This window comes from Aeromonas sp. R3-1, from assembly GCF_040908345.1.
GTDB classification, from domain to species: Bacteria; Pseudomonadota; Gammaproteobacteria; order Enterobacterales; family Aeromonadaceae; genus Aeromonas; species Aeromonas veronii.
The window spans coordinates 70841-87993 of the sequence record NZ_JBFODN010000074.1 but is presented as its reverse complement, the minus strand read 5'-3'; the positions used below and the strand labels follow the sequence as shown (position 1 = coordinate 87993).

The following is a 17153-nucleotide window of genomic DNA, read 5'->3' as shown; positions in this document are numbered from 1 at the left end:
CCCGTACCTGGTATCTGAGCAAGGGGGTTGACGGTCACTGGCGCGGTACTGCTTCCGATGTGGTGGGGGAGGCGGTGGGTAAAGCCCAAGGGTTTGCTCTCAACTGGCGTTATCAGCTCGATTTGGCGCTACCGGATGGCGAGGTGGTGCGGGTGAGCTTCGATGACTGGATGTACCTGCTGGACGAAGAGCGTCTGATCAATCGTGCCGAGATCAGCAAGTTCGGTATCCATCTTGGCGAGGTGATCCTCTATATCGAACGTCAGCCCTGACCGTTAACGCATGATAACGGCCAATAAAAAGCGCGCCGATGGCACGCTTTTGTTTACCGAAAAACCAGAGTCATCAGATGATGCGGTTCTCTTCCAGCATCTTGCGACGGGCCTCTTCCTTGGCCATCTTCTTCTTGCGGTTGTCACAGGGTTCCGGGCAATCGCACTCTTTCTCGATGCCGACACTACCCAGACCGCCACAGGAGCCGGAGATGGTCTTCTTCTGGAAGATGTAACCGATAGCCATGGCGGCTATCACCAGCATGAATACCCCGAAGGTGATCAGAAAAATCTGCATCTCTACCTCTTACTTCTTGACCAGATAGGGCTTGAAGGCATCGGAGTAAGCCTCTTCAAAGCCGTTGTCCGTCTTGGTGATCACGAAGATCGCCAGGCCGCGCTCGTTGGCATAGGCCAGGCTTTTCTCGGTCCCCATCACCATAAACACGGTGGCCAACCCGTCTGCGGTCATGCAGGAGGGGTGGATCACGGTGACCGACACCAGACGGTGCTGGATCGGCTTGCCGCTGCGCGGATCTATGGTGTGGGAGAAGCGCTGACCATCCAGTTCATAGTAGTTGCGGTAATCGCCGGAGGTGGCCACCCCGTTGTCACCGGGCACGATCACCTCTTGCACCGTGCCGGTGCCTGCGGTGGGCTTCTCGATGGCGACGCGCCAGGGGTGACCCTTGCCGTTGACGCCATTGATCCGCAGCTCGCCGCCAATCTCCACCAGATAGTTGCGCGCACCCAGTGACTCCAGATACTCGGCTACCTTGTCCACACCAAAACCCTTGGCGATGGCGGAGAGATCGACGTAGAGATCCGGAATGTCTTTTTGCAGGGTGTCGGCATCCACCGAGGTGATGACGTGCAGGTTGCCCAGACCGGTCTTCTGGCGAGTCTGGGTGATCAGCTCGTCGGAAGGAACCTTGGTCGGCTTCTTGTCCGGGCCAAAGCCCCACAGATTGACCAAGGGGCCAACGGTGACGTCCAGCGCCCCCTGGCTCTCACGGCCAATGTGAATGGCCTCTGTGACGACCCGTGCGGTATCGCGGGAGACCACTACCGGTTTGTTGTCACGGCTCTGGTTGAAGCGCGACAGTTCGGAATCGGGGCGATAGGTCGACATCTGATCGTTGACCCGCTCCAGCAACACATCCACCTCAGCTTGAAGCTTGGCCGGATCGGTGATGGAGCTGTCCGCTACCTTAATGGAGTAGTAAGTGCCCATGGTGCTACCGGTGATGTGGATCTCCGGCTTGGATTGGACCATCTCCTGACCGCACCCAGTCAAGAAAAAGGCTAGCCCGAAGGCTAGCCAGGTCTTTACAACACTGTGCATGGATTAACCACCAAAGTCATCCAACAGGATGTTTTCGTCTTCAACGCCCAAGTCTTTGAGCATGTTGATAACGGCAGCGTTCATCACCGGAGGTCCACACATGTAGAACTCGCAATCTTCCGGTGCTTCGTGGTTCTTGAGATAGTTCTCGTAGAGCACGTTGTGGATGAAGCCGGTGTAGCCGTCCCAGTTGTCTTCCGGTTGCGGATCAGACAGCGCGACGTTCCAGGTGAAGTTCTCGTTCTCGGCGGCGAGCATGTCAAAGTCTTCGACATAGAACATTTCGCGCTTGGAACGGGCACCGTACCAGAAGCTCATCTTGCGCTTGGACTTCAGGCGACGCAGCTGGTCGAAGATATGGGAACGCATCGGCGCCATACCTGCACCACCACCGATGAATACCATTTCGGCATCGGTGTCCTTGGCGAAGAACTCACCGAACGGACCGGAGATAGTCACCTTGTCGCCAGCCTTCAGGCTGAAGATGTAGGAGGACATCTGTCCCGGAGGGGCAGTCCAGTTGCTGGGCGGTGGGGTCGCGATACGCACGTTCAGCATGATGATGCCGAACTCTTCCGGATAGTTGGCCATGGAGTAGGCACGGATGATCGGCTCATCGACCTTGGACTCCAGCTCAAAAATCTTGAAGCGATCCCAGTCCCCGCGATACTCCTCGGGAATATCGAAGTTCTTGTAGTGCACGTGGTGAGCCGGGGCTTCAATCTGGATATAACCACCGGCGCGGAACGGCACGCTCTCGCCATCGGGGATCTGCAGCTTGAGCTCCTTGATGAAGGTGGCCTTGTTATCGTTGGAGATAACAGTACATTCCCACTTCTTCACCCCGAAGATCTCTTCCGGCAGTTCGATATCCATGTCGGAACGAACGGTAACCTGACAGGCCAGACGCTCGCCATGACGGGCTTCGCCCTTGCTGATGTGATCCAGTTCGGTCGGCAGAATGTCGCCGCCACCGGATTTCACCCGTACCTTGCACTGGCCGCAGGAGCCACCGCCGCCACAGGCGGAGGAGACGAAGATACCGCTGCCAGCCAGCACGCCGAGCAGCTTGCCACCGGCCGGGCTGGTCACAGCCTTGGCCGGGTCACCATTGATGCTGATTGTCACGTCGCCCGCGGTCACCAGCTTGGACTTGGCGAACAGAATGACTGCCACCAGTGCCAGCAGGATCACGGTAAACATGACCACACCCAAAATAATTTCCATCTATCGTTCCTTTCTGATTGCAGGAAAGCCGATTACAGGGAGATACCAGAGAAGGACATGAAGCCCAGCGCCATCAGGCCGGCGGTGATGAAGGTGATGCCCAGACCGCGCAGGCCTTCCGGAACATCGGAGTACTTCATCTTCTCGCGGATACCTGCCAGCGCAACGATCGCCAGCATCCAGCCTGCCCCTGAACCCACACCGTAGACCACAGACTCCATGAAGTTGTAGTCACGCTGCACCATGAAGGAGACGCCACCGAAGATGGCGCAGTTCACGGTGATGAGCGGCAGGAAGATACCCAGCGCGTTGTAGAGTGCCGGGAAGTACTTGTCCAGCGCCATCTCCAGGATCTGTACCAGTGCTGCAATCACACCGATGAAGGTGATGAAGCTCAGGAAGCTCAGATCCAGACCGGATACCAGAGCGCCATCTTTAAGCACGTAGTTGTAGATCAGGTTGTTGGCAGGAACCGCGATGGTCTGCACCACAATAACGGCAATACCCAGACCCATGGAGGTCTTTACCTTCTTGGACACCGCCAGGAAGGTACACATCCCCAGGAAGAAGGAGAGTGCCAGGTTTTCGATGAAGATCGATTTAATCAACAGACTCAGATAGTGTTCCATACCTTAATCCTTCGCCTCCACCTGCTTGGGATCCTTGGTGCGCACGCCCCAAATGATCAGACCAATGATGAAGAATGCACTCGGCGGCAGCAGCAGCAGGCCGTTGGGCACATACCAGCCACCGTTGTTCACCAGCGGCAGCAGCTCGATGCCGAACCAGGTGCCGGAGCCCAGCAGTTCACGCACGGTCGCGACACTCAGCAGAATGGCACCATAGCCCAGACCGTTGCCGATACCATCCAGGAAGGAGGGCAGCGGGGCACTCTTCATGGCATACGCTTCGGCGCGGCCCATTACGATACAGTTGGTGATGATCAGACCCACGAAGACCGACAGTTGCTTGGAGATGTCATAGGCGTACGCCTTGAGCACCTGGTCAACCACGATAACCAGTGAGGCGATGATCGCCATCTGCACGATGATCCGGACGCTGTTCGGGATCTGGTTGCGGATCAGGGAGATGAACAGGTTTGAGAAGGCGGTGACCGCCATGACCGCGAGGGTCATTACAAACGCAGTTTTCATCTGGCTGGTAACCGCCAGTGCAGAACAGACACCCAGCACCTGCAAGGCGATGGGGTTGTTGCCCAGCACAGGCGTCAACAGCAACTTCTTCATTTCGCTCTTGTCAGCCATTGTTGATTTCTCCTGCACGAACCTTGGCCAGGAAAGGACCGAAGCCCTTGGGACCCATCCAGAAGTCGAAGGTATGCTGTACGCCGTTACCGGTCAGAGTGGCACCGGAGAGACCATCGATCTCGTGCTCGGAGCCCGCCGGAGCATGGCCCTTGATGACGCGCAGCGCCGGCATGCCATTCTGGTCGAACAGTTTCTTGTCCTTGAACAGCGCCTGCCAGGCCGGGTTTTCGATCTCGCCACCCAGACCCGGGGTTTCACCGTGGTCATAGTAGGTGATGCCCTTGATGGTCTGGCCATCAGCGGCAACGGCGACGAAGGCATACATGGTCGACCACAGACCCTGACCGTAGATGGGCAGGATGATGCTGTCGATCTTGCCTTCGGCATCCTTGGCGAAGAATACCGGGATCTGCTTGGAGATCTGACGCAGGCTGGCCTTGTCGTCAGCTGCGGCAAGACGGATGCTGCGGGCCGGATCTTTGGCTGCCAGCTTGGTGTCGAAGTTGTCGGCATCGCCGTCAACAAAGTCACCGGTTGCCAGATCCACCAGACGCGCTTCGATCTTCTCGCCATACAGTTTGGCCAGGTCGCGCTTGGCCACTTCGCTCACATCCACACCGGCTACGGCGAGAATGTTGCTCTGCTTGTCCAGCGCCTTGTTTTCCTGCTGGGTAGAACGCAGGCCCACGGCGGCAACGGATACCACGATGGAACAGGCCAGACAGAGGCCGGTGACCACGCTGACGGTGCCGAGGGTTGAATCTTTATTAAACGCCACGAGCAATCCTCCGCTTGATGTTTGCCTGAGCGACGAAGTGGTCAAACAGGGGAGCAAACAGGTTCGCAAACAGAATGGCCAGCATCATGCCTTCCGGGAACGCAGGGTTGACCACGCGAACCAGCACGACCATTACGCCGATCAGGGCGCCATACCACCACTTGCCTTTGTTGGTAAAGGCTGCGGAGACAGGGTCGGTTGCCATGAAGGCCATACCGAAGGCGAAGCCACCCAGTACCAGATGCCAGTGCCACGGCATGTTGAACATGGGGTTGGTATCGGAACCGATGACGTTGAACAGCAGGGAGGTGGCGATCATACCGATCATCACGCCGGCGATGATGCGCCAGGAGGCGATGCGCATGTAGACGATCATGGCGGCACCCAGCAGGATCATCAGGGTAGAGACTTCACCGATGGAACCCGGCAGGTTACCCAGGAAAGCGTCCATCCAGCTGATAGCCTGGCCGGTTGCACCGTTGATCAGCGCCATTTGGCCGCCTTGGGCCCACTGGCTCAGGGCAGTCGCGCCGGAGAAACCGTCAACGGCAACCCACACGGCGTCACCGGAGATCTGGCCCGGGTAGGCGAAGAACAGGAACGCACGACCAGCGAGCGCCGGGTTCAGGAAGTTCTTGCCGGTACCACCGAACACCTCTTTGGCCATCACCACACCGAAGGTGATACCCAGCGCAGCTTGCCACAGGGGCAGCTCGGGCGGCACGATCAGGGCAAACAGGATGGAGGTCACGAAGAAGCCTTCGTTGATCTCGTGTTTGCGCACCATGGCGAACAGCACTTCCCAGAAACCACCGACAAAGAAGACGGTGATATAGATTGGGAAGAAGTGGGTGGCGCCAATCAGCATCTTGCTGCCGATACCGGCAACAGCCGGATCGAGGGAGGCGCCCAGCATGGTAGCCAGGGCATATTGCCAGCTGCTGGCACCAGCAGCCGAGCCCATGTGGGCAATGGCGGCAATCGCCTGGTTACCAACGTTGTACATGCCCCAGAACATGGCCGGGAACACGGCCAGCCACACCATGATCATCATGCGCTTCAGATCGAGCGCATCACGAACGTGGGAGGCGTTGCGGGTAACGCTACCCGGGGTGTAGAACAGGGTGTACGCCGCTTCGAACAGGGCATAGTACTTGGCGTACTTTCCACCCGGTTCGAAGTGGTGTTCCATATTTTCAAGAAGTTGCTTGAAACTCATCGCTTAACCTTCCAGTTCAATCTTGGTCAGGCACTCACGCAAGATCGGGCCGTACTCTGTCTTGCCAGGGCAGACAAAGGTACAGAGCGCCAAATCTTCCTCATCCAGCTCCAGGCAGCCCAGTGCTTGTGCACCGTCGGTATCGCCGGAGACCATGTCCCGCAGCAGCAGGGTCGGCAGGATGTCGAGTGGCATCACCCGCTCATAGTTGCCGATAGGCACCATGGAACGGTCACTACCGTTGGTAGTGGTGGTGAAGTTGATCAGCTTGCCCTTCATCAGATGAGAGAGGGTGGTACGGGTGATAGAGAACTTGTTGGCGCTGGGGTTGATCCAGCCCAGGAACTCTTTCTCGCGACCTTCACCCAGCACGCAAACCTGATTGTGGTAGCGGCCCAGGTAGTCGTGAACACCTTCGGCTTTGGCACCACTCAGGATAGAACCGGAGATGATACGGTTTTCGTCGGCACGCAGCTCATTATTGGTGAGCTGGCTGATGCAGGCGCCCAGACGGGTACGCAGCAGACGCGGCTTGAGCACGTTCGGGCCAGCCAGCGCGATCACCTTGTCAGTGCAGATCTGACCGGTGGTGAACAGCTTGCCGAATGCAATCACATCCTGATAGTTGATGTGCCACTGCACCTTGGTGCTGCTGACCGGATCCAGGAAGTGGATATGGGTACCCGGCAGACCGGCAGGATGCGGACCAACGAAGATCTCTTCCTTGACCTGAGCCAGCGGAGAGTGGGGCAGACTGCCTTCGCCTTTACAGACGTAGACGGCGCCGTCGGTCAGGCGGGTCAATACAGCCAGACCATCGAGGAAGGCCTGCGGCTGTTCCTTGATAATCAGCTCGGCATCGGCAGCCAGCGGGTTGGTGTCCATTGCAGTCACAAAGATAGCGCGCGGGGCAGACGCTACCGCGGGGACTTTGCTGAACGGACGGGTACGCAACGCAGTCCACTGACCTGATGCGATCAGGATCTCTTGCACCTTGCTGCGCTCGAGCTTGGCCAGCTCGGCAGAGGCAAAATGCTCAAACGTCACCTGTTCATCGGAACCGTCCAGGTCGATGACCACAGACTGGAGAACACGTTTGGCACCACGGTTGATCTCTGAAACCACACCGGTGGCAGGAGCTGTGAATTTAACGCCCGGATTCTTCTTGTCTTCAAAAAGATCCTGACCTTTGATGACGCGATCACCTACTTTGACGAACATAGTAGGTCGCATCCCCACAAACTCCTCGCCCAGTGTCGCAACACGGGTGATGGCGGGGCCATCGTAGATTACTTGCTCTGGCGCACCCAGCACGGGGATGTCCAGTCCTCTTTTGATTGTAATCATACTTACTTGCACTACCGTTACGGGAGAGGTTGGTTAGCGCCGAGAAATACATCACGACGGGTGGTTGAATGAGTCGATGTTGTGGTTGTGCCAGGTGGGCAGGCTCAACAATTATTCAACATGCAGGCTCACTCAAAAGCGCTTGAGTTTACCACTTAAGGTGCATTTTCTGCCATGCCAAATGGGCAAAATCCCCGTGCCATCACAAAATTAACCTGCAATGAATAAGCCCCCGACACCTTGTAAGTAGTGGTTTTAAAGGTTTTTTTATTTCGATACCTCGATGGGGGTATTTGCCGTTGTCTCCACTATCAGCAAAAAGCCTTGATGCCGAAATATACCCACTTGGATGTAGCCTTTTCGGGGCCAATGGGGGAAATATGTTTAATTTTTGTTGGCAGGTTATAGAGGGGAATCCTGTGGTACAACCGGTTTCAGGAGAGTGACGGTTTGCCAACGCAGCTCGGGGTGCGCGGGGCATGGCCTTTTTCCTGCCACTCGGTCTCTGTGTAGGTATGCAGCGCCAGTGCATGAACGGCACCAGCCAGCTCTTCGGCCAGCACCGCATTGACCTGACGATGACGGGCCAGCAGCCGCTGCCCTGCAAATTGCTCGCTGACGATCACCACCTTGAAGTGGCTCTCAGATCCCGGTTCCACACGGTGCATGTGGCTCTCGTTGATCACCTCCAGCACGGAGGGAGAGAGGGCTGCGGTCAGCTTGGCTTCAATCAGTTGTTGGATGGTCATCGGATCGGCTTCCAGAGTGAATGTCGCGCCATTCTATCGGCAGTCGCGGGATGGAATAAGCCCCCGTAAGAGGGAAATCACCCGTCAGTTGCCCCCTTGATGCGCATCGAACTGGTGAAATTCCTGCTCCTCGCTAGAATAGCGCCACTTTGCGTCGCCCCTGGCGCCTGTATACACGAATCAAGCCGAGGTTGGACTCTTCCTATGCAAACCCTTCTCGACACTCCCCGTTGCCAGCTCACGCTCTACCGCTATCCGCGCCAGAGTCAGGAGACCCTGCAAGCCTGGGATGCGGCTGACGAATACCTGATCAACACCCTGGCGGAGTCTCCCCTCGAGCAGGCGGGCCCCGTCATCATCATGAATGATGGCTTTGGCGCGCTGGCTGCCTATCTGCATCCGTACTCCCCCTGCTGCGTCACCGACTCCTACATCAGTGAGCGGGCGACCCTGGCCAATCTGGCCGAAAACGGACTGGATGCAGGCGGGATCCGCTTGCAGGATGCGCTGGCGCCGCTGCCCGATGCCCCTGCGCTGGTGGTGATCAAGGTCTCCAAATATCAGGCTCTATTGGAGCAGCAACTGCTGGCATTGCGTGCGGTGGTGACACCGGCAACCCGCGTTATCGCTGCCGGCAAGGCGAAGGATATTCATACCTCAACCCTCAAGTTATTCGAGAAGTATCTGGGGCCTACCCGTACCTCGCTGGCCTGGAAAAAGGCGCGTCTCATTCACTGCGAGCCGCAGGCAGAACGTCCCGCGCTGGCCAACCCCTTCCCGACTGTTTGGCCGCTGGAGGGGAGTGGCATGCTCATCCACAACCATGCCAACGTCTTCTCGCGCACCAGTCTCGATATCGGTGCCCGCTTTATGCTGGACAACCTGCCCATCCACAGTGCCCGCAAGGTGATCGATCTGGGTTGTGGCAACGGGGTGCTGGGTCTGTCGCTGCTCGCCAAAGACAGCGAGGTGGAGGTGACCTTTATCGATGAATCCTATATGGCGGTCGCCTCGGCACAGCTCAACGTCGAGCACAATCTGCCCGATGCACTGCCGCGCGCCCACTTTATGGTCAATAACTGTCTCGACGGGGTGGCGGTCGGCTCGGCGGATCGGATCCTCTGCAACCCTCCTTTCCATCAGCTGCAGGCGATCACCGATCATATCGCCTGGCAGATGTTCAGCGATGCGCACCGGGTGTTGCCTCAAGGGGGTGAACTCTGGATAGTAGGCAACCGTCATCTGGACTATCACAACAAACTCAAGCGCTTGTTTGCCAACGCACAAGTCGTTGCGTCGAACAGCAAATTCGTTATTTTGAAAGCCATCAAACGCTAAAGCCAAAGGAAACCATGATGAAAAAGTCACTCTTGCTGCTGGCCGCCCTGATGCTGGGCGGGTGTGCCACTCATTGGCCGGAGACAGCGCTGCTCAATCCGCAGGTGATCCCCGCCAACCAGCAATACTACTCTGGCAATCGCATCACCATGGAAGGGGTAGACAAGCGTGAGGCTGCCTACGTCTTCTCCATCAAACATAAAGAGAAAGCCCCCGTGCTGGTCAACAGCGAGCGTCCGCTCAACCTGCTGATGGCCGAGCGGCTGGCCGAAGGGCTGCGCAGCCAGGGTCTGGAAGTGGGTAACAGTGGCACCACCAACCTGACGCTGGTGATCTCCAACGCCGCAGTCAATGTGGAAGAGAAGACCTTTACCTATGTCACCAAATCCCGCGTCAGCCTGCAGGTGATCGCCGATTTCCAGGGCAACCGTCTGACCAAGCAGTTCAACATGTCCTCCAGCAAGGAGAGCCCGAGCGAGCCAAGCATGGCCGACCTAGAGTCTACACTGAACCTGCAACTGGGTAGCGTGCTGCAGCAGATCATGGCGGATGATGCGCTGCGCGGTTACCTGAAAGGTCAACCGAACGGTGCAGGGGTCTGATGATGAAAAAACTCTGGTTGCTGGCCATGCTGATCGCCCCGCTGGCGTTCGCAGGCCCGAAAGTCAGAATGGAGACCAACCACGGCAATATCGTGGTGGAGTTGGCGTCCAAGCAGGCGCCCCAGACGGTGAAGAACTTCCTGCGTTACGTGGCTGATGGCAGCTATGACGGCAGTATCTTCCACCGGGTGATCCAGGATTTCGTGGTGCAGGGTGGGGGCTACAACCAGCAGTTCCAGCAACTGCCGACTTATGAACCTGTGGTCAACGAGTCGCGCGGCGGTCTGGCCAACAAGCGTGGCTCCATCGCCATGGCTCGCACCCAGGCGGTCGACAGCGCTACTCGCCAGTTCTACTTCAATCTGGTCGACAACAATAACCTCAACGCCGGTGGCTCTGCGGGTTATACCGTGTTCGGTCAGGTGGTGCAGGGGATGGAGGTGCTGGACAAGCTGGCTCAGGTACAGACCGGTTACAGCCCCATTCTGCGTGCCAACGATGTGCCGACCAGTCCCATCATTCTGAAGAAGGTGGTCTTGCTGGCAGAAACTCCGGCAGACAAGAAAGTCGACAAGAAAGCGGGCAAGTAATCCTCACCGGACGCGGTTCGTCACCTCGCCTCGTCAGGTCACGATACAAGGCTCATCCCGTTCGGGATGGGCCTTTTCTCTATCCGGGCTTCTTTTGCCTATCTCTTTGCTTGCCTTGGCTATCTGCCATCAACCTGCCAAAATGACGCACTTTTCCAAAGTCGTCAGGTAGTTGAACATGATCCGCAAACCAAGCTGGAGAGAGTCCCTCGCCGTCTATCTCGAATTTCGGGTGTTTATTCTCTTTGCCATGGGTTTTTCATCGGGTCTGCCGTTGCTACTGGTGTTCGGTACCCTCTCATTCTGGTTGCGCGAGGCCGATGTCAGCCTGACCGATATCGGCTATATGAGCTGGGTGGCGCTCGCCTATGGCTTTAAATGGCTGTGGTCGCCGCTGGTGGATCGCATGCCGCTGCCGTTGCTCTCCACGCTGCTGGGGCGTCGCCGCAGCTGGATGTTCTTCTCCCAGCTGTTGATTGCCGCCGCGCTGGTCGGCATGGCGTTCTGCGATCCCAAGACCGAGCTGGCCCAGCTGGCGATGTTTGCCCTGCTGGTGGCCTTTGCCTCGGCCACGCAGGATATCGTTATCGACGCCTATCGCATCGAATCTGCTCCCGAGCGGCTACAGGCGGCGATGGCGGCCTCCTACATGACAGGCTACCGACTGGCGATGATCATGGCGGGCGCCGGTGCGCTGGCGCTGGCAGCCTGGTTTGGCAGCAACAGCGGCTATGACTATCGTGGCTGGCAGATTACCTATCTGGTGATGGCGGGTCTGATGTCACTCGGGATCATCACTACGCTGTTTTGCCACGAGCCGGAAATCGATCTGGCCGAGCAGGGCAAACAACAGGCCGAACGCAAGGCGCAGCTCCTGGAAAAAGGGTGGCCTGCGCTGCTGGCGAGTGCCGGGGCCTGGGGCTATGAGGCGGTCTGGTGTCCGTTTGCCGACTTCTTTCGTCGCTATGGCAGCTCGGCGCTGCTGATCCTGGCTCTTATCGCCTGCTATCGGGTTGCCGATGTGGTGATGGGGGTGATGTCCAACAGCTTCTATGTGGATATGCAGTTCAGCAAAACTGAGGTTGCCACCATTACCAAGGTGTTTGGCGTCATCATGACGTTAGTGGGTGCGGCGCTGGGGGGCGTGCTGGTGATGCGCTTCGGCACGCTGCGCATCCTGTTCTTGGGGGCGCTGCTCACCGCCAGCACCAACCTGTTGTTTGCCCTGCTCAATCAGGTTGGTCACAACCTGGAACTGCTGACCCTGATTATCTCGCTGGATAACCTCAGTGCCGGTATCGCTACCGCAGCCTTCGTGACCTATCTCTCCAGCCTGACCAATGTCGCATTTTCGGCCACTCAGTACGCCCTGTTCAGCTCGGTAATGTTGCTGCTACCCAAGTTGCTGGCCGGTTTTTCCGGGCAGGTTGTGGAGCAGATTGGCTACAGTGCCTTCTTTGTCGGAACCAGTTTATTGGGCTTGCCCGTGTTGTTGTTGATTGTGCTTGTCGCCAGAAAAGGGAGTGAGTTGCTCTCAACGGCTGACAAATAGCAAGCGTTTGCGTAGAATCGGGGGTGATTAGATTCACACTTCCGGTTAAAGTTCCCGAGAAGTTGTTTCACCCCCAATTTTATTTGATTAGAATCCCTCTCGCTCCTTGTGGGCAGGCTACGGAAAACCTCAACTAACGCACAAGAGACCAATAAAATGGCCAAATTTACCAAGACTCTGATCGCTGCCGGTCTGCTGGCTGCTGCCGCTACCCCGGCCTTCGCTGCTGACTACAGCGGTGATATCCACAAGAACGATTTCAAATGGATGCAGTTCAACGTCATGCATACCATTGACCAGCGTCCTATGAGCGCGAAGGATGGCTACAACGATACCTATCTGGAAATGGAATTTGGTGGTCGTTCAGGTATGTTTGATCTGTATGGCTATGTCGATGTGTTCGATATTTTCCAAAGCAGCCACAGTGACAAACATAACGGCAGCAATATCTTCATGAAATTTGCTCCGCGCCTCTCCTTGGATGCCCTGACTGGTAAGGATCTCTCCTTTGGTCCTGTGCAAGAACTTTATATTGCCACATTGAACAACGTTGAAACCGGACACGGTAAAGATGGCAATATGATGGAGAACATGATCGGTCTGGGGGCTGATGTTCAGGTGCCTTGGTTCGGTAAAGTTGGCATGAACCTGTATGCTCGTCATGCAACTGAAAGTGGTTTCACCGCAGAAGAAGGCGACTGGAACGGTTATCAGTTCTCCATGAACTGGTTCAAGCCTTTCTATACCTTCTCCAACGGCAGCTTTGTTTCCTATCAGGGCTACCTGGATTATCTGTTTGATAAAGATACTCACGGCGACAACAACCAGAGTGCCAATGGTCTGGGTACCTTCCACGGTATCTACTGGCACTCCGACCGTTACGCTGTTGGTTACGGTCTGAAGTACTTCAACGAAATCTACGGTATCAACAATGGTGCCTTTGGTGGTCTGAGTACTACCGGTTTCGGCCACTACTTCTCTGTTACCTACAAGTTCTAATAAAACTTGGGGTACAAAAAAACCGGAGCATTTGCTCCGGTTTTTTTATGGCCGCGATGTAGATAGCGTGGCGCGAGTCATCAAGTGCGCCACGGCTGAGTGGATAAATCAGTCGCGGAAGTTCTGGAACTGCATCGGTTGACCCAGTTCGGCGCCACGGACCAGTGCCATGGTCTCTTGCAGATCGTCACGCTTCTTACCGGTAACACGTACTTCATCACCCTGGATGGCGACCTGTACCTTGATCTTGGAGTCCTTGATCAGCTTGACCAGCTTCTTGGCGATCTCTTTCTCGATCCCTTGTTTGAACTTGACGGTCAGGTGGAAACGCTTGCCGGAGTGAACGGAGTCACCCACTTCCATGGAGCTGTTTTCGATGTTGCGCTTGAGCAGGGCACCGCGCAGGATTTCGACCATCTGCTTGAGCTGGAAATCGGCATCGGCTTCCAGCTTTACCTCTTCCTTGTTCAACTCGAAGCTGGCTTCTACCCCACGAAAATCGAAACGGGTGGCCAGTTCACGATTGGCGTTGTCGACTGCGTTCAACACCTCGTTCATTTTGACTTCAGAGACAATATCGAATGACGGCATAGCCGGAGCTCCTCATGTTGCGTTATCGGGGGGCAAATCTACCAGAAAACGGGCAAATTTGCTGATTTTGATGGGGTTGCTCTGCTAGAATCCCCTGCGCACAGGACGGGTGGACCCGTTAGTGTCCACCAGCGACATCTTCACTTATCCCCGGTAACAGGTTGAGAGGATTGCAACCCTTACCCTGACAGAGTCACACCATGCCAAGCGGATTAAAAAATTCCCGACAGCCCGTTATTCCACCCGTTACTCCGAAGTGGTCACTGTTGGGTTGTGGCGCCCTCGGCGGCGTTTTTGCCTCCCTGCTGACCCAGAGTGGTCAATCCACCCGTGTCTTGTTGCGCGAACATCATAAGTCCACGCTCCATCCGGGGATCGATTTCACCTCGCTGGAGGGGCATGTCCAGCTGCTCAATATCGAGCGCGGATTTGTCAGCAAACCCGGCAAGATCCAGCGTCTGCTGGTGATGACCAAGGCCAGTCAGGTGATTGCCGCACTGACGCCGCTGGTGGGTAAGTTGGATGCCGGCGTGCCGATCGTGCTGCTGCACAACGGGATGGGCATTGCCGAGCAGGTGGTCGAGATGTTCCCGCACAATCCGGTGATTGCCGGTGTCACCAGTCATGGTGCCATGCAGTGCGGCCATTTTGTCTTCCGTCATACTGGCAAGGGGGAAACCTGGCTTGGCCCGATCAACGATGCCGCCAAGGCCCATGCCGCGCTCGCGGACGAGCTGGCGCTGGCACTGGGTCAGGCTGGTTGGGATGAACAGGTATTGACGCGCCAGTGGCAAAAGCTTGCCATCAACTGTGCCATCAATCCCCTGACGGCTCTCTACAAGCTGAAAAATGGCGAGCTGGCTGGCCCCCGTTTTGCCGATGCCCTGCAGCAGATCTGCGTGGAAGTGGCGGATGTGATGTGCGCTGAAGGGATTGCAACCACGGCAGAGGAGTTGCAGCGTCGGGTGATGACAGTGGTGGAACTGACCGCTGACAATTACTCCTCCATGCATCAGGATATGGAGCTGGGACGCGAGACCGAGATTGAGGCCATCACCGGCTTCCTGCTGGCCAAGGCTGCCCGGCATGGCATTGCCGTACCGGTCAATCAGGGTCTCTATCAGGCGATCAAAGAGAAGAGTCAGGCCGTCTGACCTTTTACATGGCAGAGCAAGCAGCAAGGAGGCGAACGTGAGTGTACTGGTGCTGGTGGCCCCCGGGTCGGAAGAGATAGAGACGGTTGCGATTGTCGATACCCTGGTGCGCGCCAGTATCGAGGTGGTGCTGGCCTCTTGTTGCCCAGCCGGATCGCGGCAGGTGAAGGCATCGCGCGGGGTGCAGCTGGTGGCTGATTGTCATATCGACGAGCTGACCCGTCGGGACTTTGAAGCCATCGTGGTGCCCGGCGGTTTGCCCGGCAGCGAAGTGATCCGCGATACCCCGCTGGCCATCGATCTGCTCAAAGAGCAGGCCGCTCTTGGTCGCTGGCGTGCTGCCATCTGCGCCGCTCCTGTGGTGGTGTTGCAACATCACGCTCTGCTGGGTGATGCCATCGTCACCTGTCATCCCGGCTTTCAGCCCCGACTACCGACATCGCAGCTGTCACATGAGCGGGTAGTCAGAGATGAGGCTCATCGCCTTATCACCAGTCAGGGGCCGGGCAGCGCCATCGAGTTTGCGCTTGAACTGGTCCGGGTGCTGCGTGGGGATGAAGTGGCGGCCACTGTCGCTGGCCCTATGGTGCTGCCTTGAGCGCACTCTGCTGCAGAATCAAGTTGGTCATGCTTTGAAAAACGGGCCCCGAGTATCTTGATCGGGGCCCGTTTGTTATCTGCCGTTGTCGGTCACGCCATCTTGTCCGGCTCAGTAGTCGTACTGTGAGCACTGTTTTTTGTTGTACTCAGTTTTCCAGCGTGACAACTCTTGCTCTGTGCCGAGCTTGTCCCCTTTCTTGATGGCCTGTTCCAGTATCTCAATCCGGTCGTACAGCCAGCGGCACTCTGCCGTCGGGTTGTTCTTGCCGATGCCGGTCAACGGCAGCAAACAGAGTCCCAGCCAAAGATATTTCATCCCGAACGCTCCTTGTCATTGTGGTAGTAAGGGTCTCCTTGGAGTCTACTATTTTAGCCGCAACGAGAGAGATAGAGCTGCGGTTATCCTTGGGGTAAGATGATGCCATGTCTGTTTATTTATACAGTGGTATGCGCAAGATCATCCATATCGACATGGACTGCTTTTTTGCCGCGGTGGAGATGCGGGACAATCCGGCCTTGCGGGAGGTGCCGCTTGCCATCGGTGGGTCCTTCGAGCGGCGTGGTGTCATCTCGACCTGCAACTATGTGGCGCGCCGGTTCGGGGTGCGCTCCGCCATGCCGAGCGCACTGGCGAAAAAACTCTGCCCGCCGCTGGTACTGATCCCTGGGCGAATGGCGGTGTACAAGGATATCTCCCGTCAGCTCAGGGCCATTTTCCTCCGCTATACCGATCAGGTTGAACCACTGTCGCTGGACGAGGCTTACCTCGACGTGACCCACAGTCGCTGTTGTGGCGGTAGCGCCACCCTGATGGCGCAAGAGATCCGGCAAGCCATCGTCACCGAACTGGGATTGACCGCCTCGGCCGGAGTGGCCCCCAACAAGTTTCTCGCCAAGCTCGCCTCGGAGCAGCGCAAACCCGATGGTCTGTTTGTCATTCGTCCCGACGAAGTGGCCGAATTTGTCTGTCAGCTGCCCCTCGGCAAACTGCCCGGGGTGGGGCGCAAGACTGCCGAGCGGCTGGAGGCTCAGGGGCTCTACACCTGTGAGGATGCGCGGGCCTTGTCGGCACAAGAGCTGTGCAGTCGTTTTGGCAAGCTGGGGGAGATGTTGACGACCCGGATCTGGGGGCTGGATGAACAGCCGGTGCAGGCGCACCGGATCCGCAAAACCATCGGGGTGGAGACCACCTTGGCGAGCGATGTTTGTGACGAAGCCGCCTGTTTGACGGTATTGCAGCAACTGCTGCCGGAGCTTGAGCGGCGATTTCAGCTGGCGTGCCCTGCCGAGCAGGTGATGGGGCAGGGGATTAAACTCAAGTTTGCCGACTTCCACCAGACCACTGTCTATCGCAGTCAGGGTGGCTATCAGCCAGCCTTGTTCGTTCCCCTGCTCAAAGAGGGGTTACAGCGGGCGCAAGGGCGTTCGGTTCGCCTGCTGGGCTTGGTGGTGGGTTTGCCAAAAGAGGGTGAAGTTAATCAACTCTCGCTGGATTTGCTGTGAGAGAGTTAAGTTTTTGTTT

20 protein-coding genes are annotated in these 17153 nt (G+C 57.0%); 9 read left to right on the top strand and 11 right to left on the bottom strand.

The window, feature by feature from the left end; all coding sequences use genetic code 11:
- Positions 1-272: DUF3833 family protein (locus tag AB5Y85_RS04790; RefSeq protein ID WP_368221235.1), on the top strand; the 272-nt coding region annotated here is incomplete at its 5' end.
- Positions 273-345: 73 nt separating this feature from the next.
- Here the strand turns inward: AB5Y85_RS04790 and nqrM are convergent.
- From nqrM to AB5Y85_RS04745, 9 genes are all read right to left on the bottom strand, one after another.
- Positions 346-570 carry a (Na+)-NQR maturation NqrM gene (nqrM, locus tag AB5Y85_RS04785; protein ID WP_005338668.1) on the bottom strand — a complete coding sequence of 75 codons (225 nt, stop codon included), beginning with the start codon at positions 568-570 and terminating at the stop codon, positions 346-348.
- 9 nt (positions 571-579) lie between these two features.
- Positions 580-1617 carry an FAD:protein FMN transferase gene (locus AB5Y85_RS04780; RefSeq protein WP_257687096.1) on the bottom strand — a complete coding sequence of 346 codons (1038 nt, stop codon included), beginning with the start codon at positions 1615-1617 and terminating at the stop codon, positions 580-582.
- Between the two features lie 3 nt (positions 1618-1620).
- A complete protein-coding gene (nqrF, locus tag AB5Y85_RS04775) occupies positions 1621-2844 on the bottom strand; it encodes an NADH:ubiquinone reductase (Na(+)-transporting) subunit F (RefSeq protein WP_005338656.1) in 1224 nt (407 codons plus the stop codon).
- Positions 2845-2876: 32 nt separating this feature from the next.
- A complete protein-coding gene (gene nqrE, locus AB5Y85_RS04770) occupies positions 2877-3473 on the bottom strand; it encodes an NADH:ubiquinone reductase (Na(+)-transporting) subunit E (RefSeq protein ID WP_005338645.1) in 597 nt (198 codons plus the stop codon).
- Between the two features lie 3 nt (positions 3474-3476).
- The gene (locus tag AB5Y85_RS04765; RefSeq protein WP_005338644.1) at positions 3477-4109 is read right to left on the bottom strand and encodes an NADH:ubiquinone reductase (Na(+)-transporting) subunit D; all 633 of its coding nucleotides are present in this window, start codon (positions 4107-4109) and stop codon (positions 3477-3479) included.
- Entirely contained in the window at positions 4102-4890 is a 789-nt protein-coding gene (locus tag AB5Y85_RS04760) for a Na(+)-translocating NADH-quinone reductase subunit C (RefSeq protein WP_005349682.1), read from the bottom strand. The genes AB5Y85_RS04765 and AB5Y85_RS04760 overlap by 8 nt, the downstream gene beginning before the upstream one ends.
- A complete protein-coding gene (locus AB5Y85_RS04755) occupies positions 4880-6109 on the bottom strand; it encodes an NADH:ubiquinone reductase (Na(+)-transporting) subunit B (protein WP_005338642.1) in 1230 nt (409 codons plus the stop codon). Before AB5Y85_RS04755 ends, AB5Y85_RS04760 begins: the two co-directional genes overlap by 11 nt.
- Before the next feature lie 3 nt (positions 6110-6112).
- Positions 6113-7456, bottom strand: a complete 1344-nt coding sequence (locus AB5Y85_RS04750; RefSeq protein WP_257687095.1) for a Na(+)-translocating NADH-quinone reductase subunit A — start codon at positions 7454-7456, stop codon at positions 6113-6115.
- A gap of 434 nt (positions 7457-7890) precedes the next feature.
- Complete coding sequence (locus tag AB5Y85_RS04745) at positions 7891-8205, bottom strand: BolA family transcriptional regulator (protein ID WP_257687094.1); 315 nt, start codon at positions 8203-8205, stop codon at positions 7891-7893.
- Positions 8206-8409: 204 nt separating this feature from the next.
- On the opposite strand from AB5Y85_RS04745, the gene AB5Y85_RS04740 reads away from it, so the two are divergent.
- From AB5Y85_RS04740 to AB5Y85_RS04720, 5 genes are all read left to right on the top strand, one after another.
- Positions 8410-9543: a methyltransferase gene (locus AB5Y85_RS04740; protein ID WP_257687093.1), complete on the top strand. Its 1134-nt coding sequence runs from the start codon at positions 8410-8412 to the stop codon at positions 9541-9543.
- A 17-nt stretch (positions 9544-9560) separates the two neighbouring features.
- Entirely contained in the window at positions 9561-10145 is a 585-nt protein-coding gene (locus AB5Y85_RS04735) for a YajG family lipoprotein (protein WP_005349692.1), read from the top strand.
- 2 nt (positions 10146-10147) lie between these two features.
- Positions 10148-10735, top strand: coding sequence for a peptidylprolyl isomerase (locus AB5Y85_RS04730; RefSeq protein WP_041980608.1), 588 nt, complete (start codon positions 10148-10150; stop codon positions 10733-10735).
- 172 nt (positions 10736-10907) lie between these two features.
- Positions 10908-12287 (top strand): MFS transporter, encoded by a 1380-nt coding sequence (locus AB5Y85_RS04725; protein ID WP_257687092.1) that lies wholly within the window; start codon positions 10908-10910, stop codon positions 12285-12287.
- Between the two features lie 156 nt (positions 12288-12443).
- Positions 12444-13286, top strand: coding sequence for an outer membrane protein OmpK (locus AB5Y85_RS04720; RefSeq protein ID WP_042080738.1), 843 nt, complete (start codon positions 12444-12446; stop codon positions 13284-13286).
- A gap of 108 nt (positions 13287-13394) precedes the next feature.
- Here AB5Y85_RS04720 and AB5Y85_RS04715 read toward each other — a convergent pair whose 3' ends face one another.
- Entirely contained in the window at positions 13395-13877 is a 483-nt protein-coding gene (locus tag AB5Y85_RS04715; RefSeq protein WP_005338634.1) for a YajQ family cyclic di-GMP-binding protein, read from the bottom strand.
- Positions 13878-14077: 200 nt separating this feature from the next.
- Between AB5Y85_RS04715 and AB5Y85_RS04710 the strand changes: the two genes are divergently transcribed.
- The gene (locus AB5Y85_RS04710; RefSeq protein ID WP_005349703.1) at positions 14078-15031 is read left to right on the top strand and encodes a ketopantoate reductase family protein; all 954 of its coding nucleotides are present in this window, start codon (positions 14078-14080) and stop codon (positions 15029-15031) included.
- 37 nt (positions 15032-15068) lie between these two features.
- The gene (locus tag AB5Y85_RS04705; protein ID WP_257687091.1) at positions 15069-15629 is read left to right on the top strand and encodes a DJ-1 family glyoxalase III; all 561 of its coding nucleotides are present in this window, start codon (positions 15069-15071) and stop codon (positions 15627-15629) included.
- Positions 15630-15740: 111 nt separating this feature from the next.
- On the opposite strand, the gene AB5Y85_RS04700 is transcribed toward AB5Y85_RS04705, so the two are convergent.
- Positions 15741-15947 carry a hypothetical protein gene (locus AB5Y85_RS04700; protein ID WP_040068504.1) on the bottom strand — a complete coding sequence of 69 codons (207 nt, stop codon included), beginning with the start codon at positions 15945-15947 and terminating at the stop codon, positions 15741-15743.
- Positions 15948-16078: 131 nt separating this feature from the next.
- Between AB5Y85_RS04700 and dinB the strand changes: the two genes are divergently transcribed.
- Positions 16079-17134 (top strand): DNA polymerase IV, encoded by a 1056-nt coding sequence (dinB, locus tag AB5Y85_RS04695; protein WP_257687113.1) that lies wholly within the window; start codon positions 16079-16081, stop codon positions 17132-17134.
- Positions 17135-17153 lie beyond the last annotated feature (19 nt).